Below are 14,064 nucleotides of genomic sequence, written 5' to 3'. Positions count from 1 at the left end.
ATCCAAACAATGGCCTCAAGCCTTCCGCCTGACGTCGTCCGAAAAGCCCCTGAATTGACCTCACCAATGACCTCACCGATGACACCCAGGATTCACCAAACTGAAGATGATTGCGAAACGAGTGGCTTAAAAGAAGCCTGAAGCAGCGCCGGCCAGAGCCATCAGCCTGCAAGTCCACACCACTCACATCGCCAGCTCGTGCGTGGCAGCCCATCAGCGGGTTGTCCAACGGGGATCAAGATGCGGGTCTTCGCCCTGAGCCGCTTGTTCAGCGGAGACGGGCCTAAACCCATCGATGTATTCGAAACGATCAACAACATGCCCTTGCATGAAGGCACATCCAGACGTGGGGCAACGGCGAAACTCCCAGGTGTGCTCAATGCGGGCCTTCAGGAGCTGGCTGGTTGGGCTGTTCTCAGGGCGATGGCGATAGGTCCACAGCATCACCGTCCTGGCCATGGTGAAAGGCTCCTGAACCGCCACATGGATGGAGGTGTAATCGTGAATCTCATCGAAGAATCTTCTCTTCGCGATCTGATGGGCTTCAAAATCCGCGTAACCAACCCATTGCTTATCACCAAAACGCATGTAGAAGCCATCCGTGGCAATGACAGGGAGGAACGCAGACAACCCCACCTGCAGATCGTGCAGACGTCCCCACTCCAGGATGATTGAACGGGCCTCGTCTTCAGAAACGGGTTCCAGTGCGGGCACGGGAAAGAGGGTTGACACAGTCTCTGGATGCTAGCTACGCGATTCACTCCCGTCGGGGTCGACGGCGCGTGCCTGAATGCCATGCAAGCGTGAAGCAGTGCACAGAGATCACGGCTGCACGGGTCAAGAGCGCAGCGTAAAGCCCATGCCTCCACTGACGGCACTATTCGTTCATCACTGAACAACCGAAGGCTAGCCGCCAGGAGCAGAGGCCTGATGTCTACACTTGAGTCGCTGGTCAGGCGAGAAGTGTTGCTTGAATCGATGTGCTGAGTGGAGTCGTCGGACGGCCGATCAGTCTGCTCAAGGTTCTGCTGTCGTCATACAATCCACCCTGAGCAGCGCCAGTGTCTGACTCCGCCAGCATGATGGCAAAGGGCGGCGGGAAGCCGGCACCTTCCAGCGCTTGGCTGTAGTCAGCCTGAGACATGTTCTGATAGCAGACCGGCTTGTGAGCCTGCCGGCTGAGCTCGTCCGCAAACTCCGTCAACGTGTAAGCCTCATCACCTGCCAATTCATACACCTTGCCAGCCTGATCATCGGCCAGCAACACAGCAGCATCGGCAGCTGCGTAATCAGCGCGCGTTGCCGAAGCAATTCGGCCTTCACCCGCGCAGCCCATCACGACACCATAGCCAAGGGCGGCCGGAATGCTGGCGAGATAGTTCTCGGTGTACCAGCCATGCCGCAAGACAACGTGGGGAACTCCAGAGTCTTGCAGGAGGATTTCCGTCTGGTGATGTTCTGCCGCTAGCAGAAGCGGGCTCACATCAGCGTACAGAAGGCTGGTATACGCCAGCAGCTTTACACCCACAGCTTTGCAGGCATGGATCACGTTGGCATGCTGCGGCACGCGGCTTCCAACCTCACTGCCGGAGATCAACAACACTTTGTCGGCACCGGAAAATGCGGCGTCCAGCGTGGAGGGCTGGGCGTAATCGATCTGCCGAACCTGTACACCAAGGCTGGCGAAGCCAGCAACGCTCTGAGGGTTACGAACCGCGGCCACCAACGCACTGGCCGGAACCGATTGCAACAGCTCACGCACAACCAACTGCCCAAGTTGCCCCGAGGCGCCCGTCACAACAATCATGAAGTCAGCTCGTTCCTTTTGGTCGGCAAGGTCACCGTAATGTGAGACACTAACGAATCGCAAGTACCAACCAAAAGGTAAGTGCATGAGCGTCTTCCCTGCCCAGCCCGACTCGCTGAGCCAGCGCCTCGACCAGGGCGATCTCTTCGCCCAACCCTGCCCCTCGCGCGACATCCTCAAGCACGTATGCAGCCGCTGGGGAGTGCTCTGCCTGCTATCCCTGCGCCAGGGCACGCATCGGTTCAGTGAGCTCAGACGCAAAATCGGTGGCGTCAGCGAGAAAATGCTGGCCCAGAGCCTCCAAGCTCTCGCAGACGATGGCTTTGTCCTGCGCGTGTCCTATCCGGTGGTGCCTCCATTCGTGGAGTACAGCCTCACGCCCCTGGGAGAAGAAGTGGCCGAGCATGTCGCCACCTTGGCCAACTGGATTGAAGTGAATCTGCCGAGGGTGTTGGAGGCCAGGACACACGTGTCCACGCCCTGATGAGCCTCAATGGAAAGCGGCCCTGATGATCTGCGCCGAACCAGCAACGTTCACGTCCTCAGATCTTTCAAGCCACCAGATCCTTCCAGTCACCAGATCCTTCGAGCCATCCGCACGGCGTTCCACACCAGCCACCTACGCTCCCTGCACAAGCTGCGGGAGGCCTCACCGGCAGCCCAGTCCTGAGCCATGGACCTTTTCGAGCGCCAGTGGAGCACCTACCGCCGCGTGGTCGACCACGACCTGATGGAGCACAAGGCGCTCTCGGCAGCCACCACAGCGGCGATCGAAGGCTGGCTGGCCCAGCGCCCGTCAGGGTCGCCGCTGCCCCGGATGGTGGATCTGGGCTGTGGCGATCTGGCCCTGCTGGCGCCGCTGCTGCGGCGGCTGCCGCTGGGGTCGTACCTCGGGATTGATCTTGCCGCTCCCGTGCTGCCCCTGGCCGCCGCCCAGCTGCAGGGGGTGCCCTATCCCTGCGCCTGGCGTGAGCAGGATCTGCTCTCCTGGGCGCTGGAGCCGGCCAGCGACGACCCCGGCGCCAGCGCCGCCGCACCGGTGGATCTGATCCACACCTCCTTCGCGGTGCATCACCTCACCACGCCGGAGAAGGCCCGGTTTCTGGCGGCCTGCCGCGCACGGCTCGCACCCACCGGCCTCCTCCTCTGGGCCGATGTGTTCCGTGAACCGGGCGAAAGCCGCGAGGCCTATGTGGCCCGTTACGTGCAGCGCATCTCGGACGGCTGGCAGGCGCTCGCAGCCGAAGAACGGCAGCGGGTGATGGATCACCTCAGCCGCTTTGATCACCCCGCCGACGCGACCGCGATCCAGCACACGGCAGAAGCGTGCGGCTGGCGATGGCAGTGGCTCTGGCGTGGAAGCCACCGCGCCGAAGCCCTGGCCCTGCTCACCCCCTGCTGACCGGCGGCCGGTGGTCAGCCGTGCTCCTTCAGAAACTCCACGCTGCTCTGCAGTTCGTCGGCGAAGCGGTCGATTTCTTCGAAGGTGGTGGTGAAGGCCAGGCTGGCGCGCGCCGTGGCCGACAGGCCGTAGTGGCGATGCAACGGCTGGGTGCAGTGGTGGCCGCTGCGGATGCAGATGCCACCGGCATCCAGCAGGGCCGAGAGGTCGTTGGCATGCAGGCCCTCCACCGTGAAGGCGGCCAGGGCGCCGCGATCGGGTTGCTGCTCCGGCGTGGGGCCGAGGACCGTGAGCCCTTCGATCGCCTGCAGCCGCTGGAACAGGTGGCGGGTGAGCCCCTGCTCCCAGGCGTGGATACGCTCCAGACCGATGGCATTGAGGTAGTCGAGCGCGGCGCCCATCCCCACCGCTTCACCGATCGCCGGGGTGCCGGCTTCAAACTTATGGGGCAGCTCCGCCCAGGTGCTGACGTCGAGGCCCACATCCTGGATCATCTCGCCGCCGCCCAGAAATGGCGGCATCGCCTCCAGCAGCGCCTCGCGGGCCCAGAGGAAGCCCATGCCGGTGGGGCCGCAGAGCTTGTGCGAAGAGCCCACCAGGAAATCAGCGCCCAGCGCGGCCACGTTCACCGGCAGGTGCGGCAGGCTCTGGCAGGCATCCACCAGCAGCAGCGCACCGGCCTGGTGCGTGAGCTGGGCGATCGCCGCGATCGGATTGAGGCAACCGAGCGTGTTGCTGATCTGCACCACGCTCACCAGCCGCGTGCGTTCATTGAGCAGACGGCTGAAATCCTCCATGTCGAGCTCGCCGGTGTCGGTGAGGCCGGCGTGGCGCAGCACGGCGCCGGTGCGGGCCGCCAGCAGCTGCCAGGGCACCAGATTGCTGTGGTGCTCCATCACCGTGAGCAGGATTTCGTCGCCGGGCCGCAGGAATGCATCCCCCCAGCTGCGGGCCACCAGATTGATCGCCTCGCTGGCATTGCGGGTGAACACGATCTCCCTGGGGGTGGCCGCAGCGATGAAGCGGGCGGTCTTGTCGCGAGCGCCTTCAAACGCATCGGTGGCCCGAGCGCTCAGCTGGTGGGCGCCGCGGTGCACGTTGGCATTGTCGTGGGAGTAGTAGCCCTGCAGCGCCTCCAGCACCTGCCGCGGCTTCTGGCTGGTGGCGGCGTGATCGAGATAAATCAGCGGTTGCCCCAGGCAGGCCTGCTGGGCGAGCAGCGGAAAATCGGGCCGGGTGAGCGCCGCCAGGTTCTCGCCCGGGGCGGTCCCAGTCGCCGCAGCGGCAACCCCAGAGGCCATCGCGCCTGAAGCACCATTCGGCTCGGTGCCCGGAGCACCGTTGGGCTCCGTGGTGGCTGTGGTCAGCGAGGGAACGGTGACGGGCATCGGGGTCAGGCCTCCGCGAGCAGACGCTTGAGGGGCTCCCACCCTGCCGCCGCCGGCGGCAGATCGCGTAGCACCTCCTGGCAGAAGCCCCGCTTGAGCAGCCCCGCGGCCACGGCGGCACTGATGCCCCGGCTCTGCAGATAGAAGAGTTCGTTCTGCTGCAGACGGCTCACCGTGGCGCCATGGGCGCAGCGCACGTCGTCGGCAACGATCTCGAGCTCGGGCTTGGTGTCGATGCGGGCCTGGTTGGAGAGCAGCAGGTTGCGGCTCAACTGGGCGGCATTGGTGCGCTGGGCCAGCCGCGGCACCTTCACGGCGCCGTTGAACACGCTGCGGCCGTGGCCGTCGGCGATCGCCTTGTGGAGTTGCTCCAACTGCCCGTCGGGCCCTTCGAACACCACCCGGCTGTGGGTGTCCACGCGCTGGTGCTCTTCAGCCAGCTGCAGGGCCTTGAGGCTGGTGAAGGCACCGCCCTCGGCCTGGCTCACCCGCGGCTCGAAGCGCGCCAGCGCCCAGCCGCGGCTGGCCCACACCGATTCCAGACGGCTTTCGATCTCCTGCTCCACCGCCAGATGGCCCAGGAAACAGGCCTCGCCCGTACCGAACGCCAGCAGACCGTGGCGCAAAGTGGAGCCACGTCCCAGCCGGGCCTCACACACCAGGCTGCTCAGGCATGGGCCATCGCCCAGCTGCACCTGGAGCACATTCAGGCTCGCCTTCTCCTCGAGCAGCAGCAGCACCCGCACCGGGGTGAGGCGCTGCCCGATGGGGTGAGTGCCGGGTTCAGCTGCATCGGGACGATTCGCGCCCGCCACACTCACCAGCTCCAGCGTGGAAGCCACCGTGCCGCTGACGCGCAACGCCAGGCAGCGGGTGGCGGTGGCCTGGTTCAGTTCCACCGGCCAGTGGGCCTGGCAGCCGGTGGCCGCCAGGGTGTGGCCCAAGGCCAGCGGCCATTCGCCTTCGCCCAGCAGCGACAGGCCGGCAGGCAGGCTCTGGCCGGCCAGGGGATCACTGCGGCCATCCAGCAGCAGCCGCACCGTGTCCGGCGCCGGTGGGGGCAGGGCGCTGGCAGCGGCAGGGCTGTCAGTGCCGCCGGAGCTGCCGGTTGTGGGGGCGGTGCCGTCGAACACCGCCAGGAGGGGAGCCAGGTCGGTGAAGCGCCAGTCTTCGTCGCGGCGGGAGGGCAGCGGCTGACGGGCCAGGGCTTCGCGGCCGCGCCACTGCACGGTTTCCAGCTCGCCGACCGGCGCATCGAGCGCGTCGAGGAAGCGCTGGGTCCAGGGGGCGGTGGCCACGCCCTGGGCGAGGGCGGCGGCGTCAGTGTCGGAAAGGGACGCCATCATCAGGCCACCTCGGCAACGCTGCGCTGCTCGGATGCCAGTTCGGCGTCGACCCAGTCGTAACCGCGCTCTTCCAGTTCGAACGCCAGTTCCTTACCGCCGGTACGCAGGATCCGCCCGGCCGCCATCACATGCACGTAGTCGGGGATGATCACATCCAGCAGGCGCTGGTAGTGGGTGATCAGCAGCGTGGCGTTCTCCGGGGTGGAGAGCTGATTGACGCCGGCGGCAACGATGCGCAGGGCGTCGATGTCGAGGCCGGAATCGGTTTCATCGAGGATCGCCACCGACGGCTCCAGCAGCGCCATCTGCAGGATTTCATTGCGCTTCTTCTCACCACCGGAGAAGCCTTCGTTCACACTGCGCTCCAGGAAGGCGGGGTCCATCTTCACCACCTCCAGCCGCTCGCGCACCACATCTTCAAAGGCGAAGGTGTCCAGTTCTTCCTTGCCCAGCTCACTGCGACGGGCGTTGGTGGACACCCGCAGGAACTCGAGATTGCTGACCCCGGGGATCTCCACGGGGTATTGAAAACCGAGGAACAGACCGATGCGGGAGCGCTGCTCCGGCTCCAGATCAAGCAGATCAGCACCCCGGTACCGCACGCTGCCTCCGGTGACGGTGTAGGCAGGGTGGCCGGCCAGCACCTTGGACAGCGTGCTCTTGCCGCTGCCGTTCCGGCCCATCACCGCATGGATCTCGCCGGCACGCACCGTGAGGTTCACACCCTTGAGGATCGGCTGGTCCTCCACGCGCGCATGGAGATCCACGATTTCAAGCAGAAGATCAGCGTCGGGGCGAATCACGGGCAGGGGGGCAGGGGAGAACGGGGTGGGGAGAGGGAGCGGGGCCGCCAGAGAGGCGGCGGAGCTGAGTGGCGGCGATCAGCCCACGGAGCCTTCGAGCTTCAGGGCCAGCAGTTTGTCGGCTTCGGCGGCGAACTCCATCGGCAGCTGGTTGAACACATCGCGGCAGAAGCCACTCACCATCATCGACACCGCCGCTTCGAAACCGATGCCGCGGCTCTGCAGATAGAACAGCTGATCGGCAGAGATGCGACAGGTGCTCGCCTCATGCTCGATCGCGGCATCCGGCTGCTGGGAGCGGATGTAGGGGTAGGTGTTGGCGGCGGCCTGGTCGCCGATCAGCATCGAATCGCACTGGCTGTAGTTCTTGGCGCCCACGGCCTTGGGGCCGATCTGCACCAGCCCCCGGTAGCTGTTCGACGACTGGCCGGCGCTGATGCCCTTGCTCACGATCGTGGAGCGGCTGCGCGGACCCAGATGGATCATCTTGGTGCCGGTGTCGGCCTGCTGGCGGTTGTTGGTGAGGGCTACGGAGTAGAACTCGCCCACCGAATCAGCCCCCTGCAGAACACAGCTGGGATACTTCCAGGTGATCGCTGAGCCGGTTTCCACCTGGGTCCAGCTGATATGGCTGCGATCGCCGCGGCACTGTCCCCGCTTGGTAACGAAGTTGTAGATGCCACCCTTGCCGTGCTCATCGCCGGCATACCAGTTCTGAACGGTGGAATACTTGATCGAGGCATCATCGAGGGCCACCAGCTCCACAACGGCGGCGTGCAGTTGGTTGGTGTCGAACATCGGGGCGGTGCAGCCCTCCAGATAGCTGACCGATGCGCCTTCCTCCGCCACGATCAGGGTGCGCTCGAACTGGCCGGTGTCACCGGAGTTGATCCGGAAATAGGTGGAGAGCTCCATCGGGCACTCCACCCCCTTCGGGATGAACACGAAGGAGCCGTCGCTGAACACCGCCGAATTGAGAGCAGCGAAGAAGTTGTCGTTGCTGGGAACCACCGTGCCGAGATAACGGGCGATCAGTTCGGGATGGTCTTTCACCGCCTCACTGATCGAGCAAAAGATCACGCCGTGCTCGGCCAGCTTCTCCCGGTAGGTGGTGGCGATCGACACGCTGTCGAACACCGCATCCACAGCCACATTGCTGAGCCGCTTCTGCTCGCTCAGCGGAATGCCGAGCTTGTCGAAGGTTTCCAGCAGCTTGGGATCCACCTCATCAAGACTGGCCTTCTTTTCCTGCTGCTTGGGCGCCGCGTAGTAGATCAGCTCCTGATAATCGATCGGGGCATGGCCAAGGGCTGCCCAATCGGGCTCAGTCATGCGCAGCCACTGCCGGTAGGCCCGCAGGCGGAAATCCAGCAGGAAGGCGGGCTCGTTCTTCTTGGCCGAGATCAGCCGCACCACGTCCTCGCTGAGGCCCTTGGCGATCTTCTCGGTTTCGATGTCGGTGACGAAGCCGTACTTGTACGGCTGGCTGACCAGATCACCAACGGTGGGCGCTGTGGACATGACGGAGGCCTCCTCAGCCGGCTGTATGGGAAAGAATCTCTTCGGTGCTGATCGTCTGCTGGTCGCCGCGGAAGGGATTGTCTTCGGTGAGGAAGAGCATGCAGTGGCACTCCTTGCGTTCCCGCATCGGCACGCAAGGGCAGTTCCAGAACGCCTGGGACACTTCCGCCTGCTTGTCTTCGTAGTGGCGGCAGGGGCAGAGGGCGCCGCCCAGCTGGTCTTTGTGGCGGGCGAGGCCTTCCAGGACCACGGCGGTGACGCCGGGATCGCTGCAGAAGTAGGTGCCGGTGCGCTGGGCGTAGGTTTCGGCAAACTTCCGGATCACCTCCAGGCTTTCGCTGGTGGGGGCGGAGGGGGCGGAAACGGATTCGGGCATGGGCTCGGCGGGAAAGCGGGCGAAAGGCTGGTGGCTGGCCTGAAGCGGGGATCGCGGCAAGGGTTTCGCGTGGCCGGCCCCCTTCGAGAAGAAGAAGAGACCCGCTCGCCGGAAGCGATCAACCAGAGGCGATCTGGTGGCGGGAAAGAGCTACGCGAATTACGAAACCAGGAAGTTTCGTTAATCACCTGAGCCTAGGACAGCGAGACCGCCGGCCGGTGATCCGCGCACATCACCGGTCACTCTCCCCCAGTCGCCAGCGGAGCGTGGCAAGGTGTGAGGAAGGTTGCGTCTCGCCAGACCGGCCTGCTTTTCCATGCCTTCCACCACCCAGGCCCCCACCCGCGAGGCGGTGCTCACGCTGCTGATGCGTCTCGGTGAGGCCACAGCGGCCCAGCTCGCAGAAGCACTCTCGGTGTCGGTTCAGGCGATGCGTCGCCATCTGCGCAGCCTCGAAGAAGAAGGCGTGCTTGAAGCCAGCCCCACGCCCGAAGGTCCAGGCCGTCCCAGCAATCACTGGCGCCTCACCCGCCAAGGCCACGATAGCTTTCCCGACAGTGGCGAGAACTTCGCCATCGGCCTGCTGCAGTCGATGGCGGCGAGCATGCCCCGCGATGCCATCCAGACTTTGCTGAAGCAGCAGGCGGTCGCCAAGGCCAGCGTCGATCGACGCCTGATCGGCGAAGGCAGCCTCACCGAGCGGGTGCAGCGGCTGGTGGAGCTGCGTCGCCGCGAGGGCTACATGACCGAATGCCGCCGCGACGGCGACGGGCTTTCCTGGTGCATGAGCGAATTCCACTGCTCCGTCTCCCGCATCGCCGACCAGTTCCCGCTGATCTGCGACCAGGAGCTCCAGCAGATCCGCCACACCTTCCCCGATTGCACCGTGGAGCGCGTCCACTGGCGGTTGGAGGGCGGCCACTCCTGCGGCTTCCGGCTCACCCCACGCCCCCCGGCCGCCCCCACCAGCTCCAGCGACACCCCCGGTGATGGCTGAGGCAGGCCCACTCAGCCACGACGACCTGGCCCTGCTCGAAGCCAACCTGCTCCCCGCGCTCGAACGCCACCACCTGCGGCTGCTGGCCCACAGCCTGCGCAGCCTTCAGGAGATCGCAGGCCGCCGCGACGGCGCCCTGCCCAGCCAGCCGGAGCGGGAGCGCTGGGTCAACAACCATCCAGTAGTGGCAGGTGATCCCGGCTTTCGTCAGGCTTTCCTGACGGAACTCGATCGCGCCGCCTGCCAGCTCGACGCCCTCGCCGGGGCCCTGGGCCGCGCGCCGCTTTCGCTGCAGCTCGACGACCTGATCACCTGGGTCGATGGTCTGGCCCGCTCCCGCGTCACCGCGTCATCGCCGCAGCCAGGTTCCCCAGCGCCCCCGTCACCAGGCTGACCCCGGCCAAAGCCAGCACGGCGGCCGCCAGGCCCCGCCAGCCAGGCGTGTCGCCTTCCAGCCCAGCCAATGGCAGCGCCATCACAGGCGCCGTGGCCAGCAGCGCCACCGCCAGACCGCCCGGCAGGTGCTGCAGGGCGGTCTGCTGCAGCACGATGCCCGCGCTGGTGCCCAGCAGCGTGGCCAGCAGCACCAGCGGCCAGCGCCGCCAGCCCAGCCGGGGCCGCTGGCCAGGGAGCGGCAACCGCCACAGCAGCGGCAGCATCACCACGGCTGCGGACGCCAGGCGCAGGGTGGCCGATTCCAGGGGAGTCAGGGCCGAGGCCCGCAGCGCAGCGCGGGCCAGCAGGGCGCCCGTGCTGCCGCACAGCAGCGCCGCCAGCGCCAGGGCCAGGCCAAGCCGATCCCGCTGCGGCACCAGTGGGGTGGCAGGGGCCTGTCGCGCCACCAGCAGGACCGACAGACAGATCAGCCCCACCCCCAGCCACTGCACCAACGTGGGCACCTCTGCCAGGAACACCACCCCGCCAAGCATTGCCACAGCCGGGCCGCCGGCATCGAGGGTGAGGGTGCGGCGGGTGCCGAGCCGGCGCAGGGCTGCCAGATAAAGGCTGTCGCCCAGGGCAATCCCCACCACACCGCTCAGCACCAGCAACGCCAGCGGCAGGGGCGCGACGCGCCAGGGACTCAGCAGCACGAGCGGCAGCAGCGTCGCCACCGCCAGCAGGTTCTTCACCAGGTTGAGCTGGGCAGCGCTCAGCGAGGTGGGCAGCTGCCGCCAGAGGCTGCTGGAGGCTGTCCAGCAGAAAGCGGCGGCGAGGGCGGCCAGAACTCCCGTGATGGCCACCGGCAACAGTCGAGGTGGACGGATTGCGATCATCGCTGTAGCCGTCCACCCGCCGTGACCGTTCCGATCGCCGATGCCATCAGCTTTTTCCGGCTGAGTTGCGGCCGCTGGCGTTCCCAGCGCACCAGCCACCACCTGTTGCATCGACGCGCCGAGGGGGGCGGCTCGCTGATCCAGGTGGTGGACGTGAGCGCCGACGATCCCCGCCTGGTGGCAATCGCCGAGCTGCATGGCCAGGATCCCGGCGCGCTGGTGGGGGGCTGCCAGGTGCGCTGGAGCGGTTCGATGGATTGGGATAAGGCCGGAGAGGAGCACCAGGGGGAGTCGGTGTTCGGCCTGATCCCCACCGATGCGGACGGGCGCGAGGGCCTGCTGCTGCGCGACCGCGGCTACGCCGAAACAGCCCCGGTGGCCGGGCGGTTCTGCATGGATGAGCGCGACGGCCTGCTGCTCACCACCGCCTACGAAACGATGAGCTCCCTGGAGCGCTTCTGGTTCCCCAACCCGGATCTGCGCCTGCGCACCAGCACGGTGGAGGGGCTTTCGAACACCGCATCCTTCTGCATGGAAACCCGCTGCCGCGACGACAACGCCCCAGGCAGCGAGGCCGCCGGGGGGGAAGCAGCGTCGGTGGGGGCCGTAACCGGCGATGGCAACGAGAGGCTGTCCGCTTTCGGCTGGTGAGCCGCCGATGTCGCAAACGTTACGGACTGTGAGCCCTGCCCCTTCGCTGACGGGGTCCGCGGGGCCTCACTTCTACGATCCACAGCGACGGATGACGATGCTCGTGTGGCAATTCCGCTTCTGAAGTACGCGCCCACCACCCAGAACTCCCGGGTGAAGGCCTTCCGCGTGGGTTCCGAGGAGGACCCGAAGGCTGTCGCGCTCGACAAGGCGATCGACCGTGAAGACCAGAACTTCGTGATCGAGTCGGCTTACCGCCAGATTTTCTTCCACGCGTTCAAGGTTGACCGCGACACGATTCTCGAGTCGCAACTGCGCGACGGTCAGATCACCGTGCGTGATTTCATCCGCGCACTCTGCCTGTCTGACACCTTCACTCGCAGCTTCTACAACCTCAATAACAACTACCGGGTGGCCCGCCACCTTGTGGAGAAGCTGCTGGGCCGCCAGGTGTATGGCAAGGCTGAGGAAATCGCCTGGTCCGCCGTCATCATGACCAAGGGCGTGGCCGGTGCTGTCGACAAGATTCTCGACAGCGATGAATACCTCGAGAACTTCGGCTACGACACGGTTCCGTACCATCGCAACCGGGTGGTCGGCTCCCGCGAGGTGGGTGAAACCCCCTTCAACATCACCACCCCCCGTTACGACGCCTACCACCGGGGCATCCTGGGCTTCCCCCAGATCATCTACACCGGCACCAAGCGCTCCCTGCCCGAGCGCGCGCGTCAGCGCCGTGGTGGCTATCCCGAGGATTACCTCCCCTGGGTGCGCACGCTGCCCGCCCTGCGTGTGGGGGCTGCGTCCTCCGGCAACGCCGGCATGGATTACCTCTCCAAGGTTCCTTATCGCAGCGTCGGACGCTGACAAACCGGCGGGGCCCTGTGCCCCGTCTCCTGGCTCCCAGAGCAGCAAACGGCGGTCCCCCGCCGTTTTTTTGTGTCCAACGCCGCCGGGAGGACACAGGGGCCGTCAGAGCTTGCTGACGCAGCGGCGGGGAACCACGTCAAAACCGGGGATCTACCCCCAGACTGATCCCAAACAAAAGCTGGAGATCAGGTGACCCAGGCCCTCAATGCCCTCGCTCGTATGACGCTCAGGCAACTCCGCCAGATCGCCAGTGATCTGGGTGTGAGCCTGTACAGCCGTAAATCCAAAGACGAGCTGGTCACGGAAATCACCACCCGCCAGCCGTCGGCCCAGGCCGCGAGCACTGGCTTCAGTGAAGCCGCTGCCTCCGGTGGGGCCAGCGGTGAACCCGCCTCACCCGCCACCCTGGCGGATCTGGAAGCCAGCTTCGAGCCGGCCCCCCGTCCCACCGCCCAGACCCGGGTGGTGTTCCTGCCCCGCGATCCCCAATGGGCCTACGTGTTCTGGGAAATCGCCGAAGCTGATCGGCGCCAGGCCCTCAATGTGGGTGCCAGCCAGCTCTGCCTGCGGGTCGCCGACGTCACCGGTCTGAGCGAGGGCGCCGCCCATCCCCACACGCTGCAGGAAGTTCCCGTCGACAGCCATGCCTCGGAGTGGTACCTGCCGGTGCCCCTGAGCGACCGCGACTACAGGCTTGAGCTGGGCTATCGCAAGATCGGCGGCGGCTGGATCTCCCTGGCCTTCTCCTCGGTGGCACGCGTTCCCGCCCTTCATCCGAGCGAGCAGATCCTTGATCAGTTCGTGCCCTTTTCCCTTGATGTGGCACCTGCACCGGGCAGCCTGCCCGCTCCCGCCGACTATGCCGACAACGGCCTGCACGAACGGCTCTATCAAACGGCCACCGTGCGCTGGAAACACTTCGGTCGCGGCTCTGAAGCCTTCCACGAAGTGGAGGATTCAGGGGCGGATCATCAGCGGCGCGCGCTCAGCGACTCCGGCGTCGGTGCCTGGGCCAGTGGTCGTAATGAATCCGGCGTGGGTGGAGTGGCTCCCCGCCAGCGCTCCTTCTGGCTCGTGGCTGATGCTGAGCTGATTGTCTACGGCGCCACAGATCCTTCCGCCCAGCTCACGATCGGCTCTGAGGTGGTGCCGCTCTCCGCCGAAGGCACCTTCCGGGTGCAGGTTCCGTTCCGCGACGGCCAGCAGCTCTATCCCATCCAGGCGGTTGCCGCCGATGGCGAGCAAAAGCGCAACATCACCCTGCAGTTTGAGCGCTTCACCCCCGAAGACAACAGCAACCCGGCCAGCCAGGCCGTGGCCGAATGGTTCTGACCCCACCGCCCAGCGAGGATTCGGCCGCTACTGCGGCTCACTCTGACTCACGCGCGGCTCTGAAGGCTTTCGTGGCCTTCACCCCGCTGGTGGGAGCGGTGGTACTGCCCCTCGTGGTGCCCGTGCTGATGGTGCGTTTCGGGGTGAGCACCGGTGTGGGCGTAGCAGTGGCCGCCAGCTGCGTGTGGTTTGTGGCCATGCTGCGCACTGCCGAGATGCCTGGCCACCACTGAGCTTGCCCGTTGCGCCCTGTGTTGAGGCGCTGAAGTCGACCATGAACTCATCAGGATCCCAGAA

The 14,064-nt window shown here is 65.9% G+C and carries 16 protein-coding genes; 8 read left to right on the top strand and 8 right to left on the bottom strand.

What is annotated here, in order from left to right:
- Positions 1-213: 213 nt before the first annotated feature.
- Positions 214-714, bottom strand: a complete 501-nt coding sequence (locus tag KBY86_RS07595) for a hypothetical protein (RefSeq protein ID WP_255140721.1) — start codon at positions 712-714, stop codon at positions 214-216.
- A gap of 238 nt (positions 715-952) precedes the next feature.
- Positions 953-1,894, bottom strand: coding sequence for an SDR family oxidoreductase (locus KBY86_RS07590; protein WP_315855842.1), 942 nt, complete (start codon positions 1,892-1,894; stop codon positions 953-955).
- Here KBY86_RS07590 and KBY86_RS07585 point away from each other — a divergent pair.
- Both KBY86_RS07585 and KBY86_RS07580 read left to right on the top strand, forming a co-directional pair.
- On the top strand, positions 1,893-2,291 hold the full coding sequence (locus tag KBY86_RS07585) for a helix-turn-helix domain-containing protein (RefSeq protein ID WP_255140720.1): 399 nt from the start codon (positions 1,893-1,895) through the stop codon (positions 2,289-2,291). The two genes, KBY86_RS07590 and KBY86_RS07585, sit on opposite strands and share 2 nt — an antisense overlap.
- A gap of 189 nt (positions 2,292-2,480) precedes the next feature.
- Positions 2,481-3,209, top strand: a complete 729-nt coding sequence (locus tag KBY86_RS07580; protein ID WP_255140719.1) for a class I SAM-dependent methyltransferase — start codon at positions 2,481-2,483, stop codon at positions 3,207-3,209.
- Positions 3,210-3,223: 14 nt separating this feature from the next.
- Here the strand turns inward: KBY86_RS07580 and KBY86_RS07575 are convergent, their stop codons facing one another.
- The 5 genes from KBY86_RS07575 to KBY86_RS07555 form a co-directional block, all read right to left on the bottom strand.
- On the bottom strand, positions 3,224-4,510 hold the full coding sequence (locus KBY86_RS07575) for a SufS family cysteine desulfurase (protein ID WP_255140718.1): 1,287 nt from the start codon (positions 4,508-4,510) through the stop codon (positions 3,224-3,226).
- 92 nt (positions 4,511-4,602) lie between these two features.
- Positions 4,603-5,943, bottom strand: coding sequence for a SufD family Fe-S cluster assembly protein (locus KBY86_RS07570; protein ID WP_255140717.1), 1,341 nt, complete (start codon positions 5,941-5,943; stop codon positions 4,603-4,605).
- Positions 5,943-6,746 carry a Fe-S cluster assembly ATPase SufC gene (sufC, locus tag KBY86_RS07565; protein WP_255101015.1) on the bottom strand — a complete coding sequence of 268 codons (804 nt, stop codon included), beginning with the start codon at positions 6,744-6,746 and terminating at the stop codon, positions 5,943-5,945. The genes KBY86_RS07570 and sufC overlap by 1 nt, the downstream gene beginning before the upstream one ends.
- A 78-nt stretch (positions 6,747-6,824) precedes the next feature.
- Positions 6,825-8,267, bottom strand: a complete 1,443-nt coding sequence (sufB, locus tag KBY86_RS07560; RefSeq protein ID WP_094512558.1) for a Fe-S cluster assembly protein SufB — start codon at positions 8,265-8,267, stop codon at positions 6,825-6,827.
- A gap of 13 nt (positions 8,268-8,280) precedes the next feature.
- A complete protein-coding gene (locus KBY86_RS07555) occupies positions 8,281-8,643 on the bottom strand; it encodes a ferredoxin-thioredoxin reductase catalytic domain-containing protein (RefSeq protein ID WP_094512789.1) in 363 nt (120 codons plus the stop codon).
- A 316-nt stretch (positions 8,644-8,959) separates the two neighbouring features.
- Between KBY86_RS07555 and sufR the strand changes: the two genes are divergently transcribed.
- Positions 8,960-9,640 (top strand): iron-sulfur cluster biosynthesis transcriptional regulator SufR, encoded by a 681-nt coding sequence (gene sufR, locus KBY86_RS07550; RefSeq protein ID WP_255140716.1) that lies wholly within the window; start codon positions 8,960-8,962, stop codon positions 9,638-9,640.
- Positions 9,633-10,034, top strand: a complete 402-nt coding sequence (locus KBY86_RS07545) for a hypothetical protein (protein WP_255140715.1) — start codon at positions 9,633-9,635, stop codon at positions 10,032-10,034. The genes sufR and KBY86_RS07545 overlap by 8 nt, the downstream gene beginning before the upstream one ends.
- Here KBY86_RS07545 and KBY86_RS07540 read toward each other — a convergent pair.
- A complete protein-coding gene (locus tag KBY86_RS07540) occupies positions 9,982-10,914 on the bottom strand; it encodes an EamA family transporter (protein WP_399221243.1) in 933 nt (310 codons plus the stop codon). The genes KBY86_RS07545 and KBY86_RS07540 overlap by 53 nt on opposite strands.
- A 21-nt stretch (positions 10,915-10,935) precedes the next feature.
- Between KBY86_RS07540 and KBY86_RS07535 the strand changes: the two genes are divergently transcribed.
- The 4 genes from KBY86_RS07535 (at position 10,936) to KBY86_RS07520 (ending at position 14,000) form a co-directional block, all read left to right on the top strand.
- A complete protein-coding gene (locus KBY86_RS07535; RefSeq protein WP_255140713.1) occupies positions 10,936-11,565 on the top strand; it encodes a phycobiliprotein lyase in 630 nt (209 codons plus the stop codon).
- A gap of 105 nt (positions 11,566-11,670) precedes the next feature.
- Complete coding sequence (locus KBY86_RS07530; protein ID WP_255140712.1) at positions 11,671-12,432, top strand: phycobilisome rod-core linker polypeptide; 762 nt, start codon at positions 11,671-11,673, stop codon at positions 12,430-12,432.
- 222 nt (positions 12,433-12,654) lie between these two features.
- Entirely contained in the window at positions 12,655-13,767 is a 1,113-nt protein-coding gene (locus KBY86_RS07525; RefSeq protein WP_094512531.1) for a DUF4912 domain-containing protein, read from the top strand.
- A gap of 71 nt (positions 13,768-13,838) precedes the next feature.
- Positions 13,839-14,000, top strand: coding sequence for a hypothetical protein (locus tag KBY86_RS07520; protein ID WP_198948281.1), 162 nt, complete (start codon positions 13,839-13,841; stop codon positions 13,998-14,000).
- Positions 14,001-14,064: the final 64 nt, after the last annotated feature.

The organism is Synechococcus sp. Lug-A (assembly GCF_024345655.1).
Taxonomy (GTDB): Bacteria; Cyanobacteriota; Cyanobacteriia; order PCC-6307; family Cyanobiaceae; genus MW101C3.
Note: the sequence above shows the minus strand (reverse complement) of the source record. Positions and strands in the feature narration are given on the sequence as shown.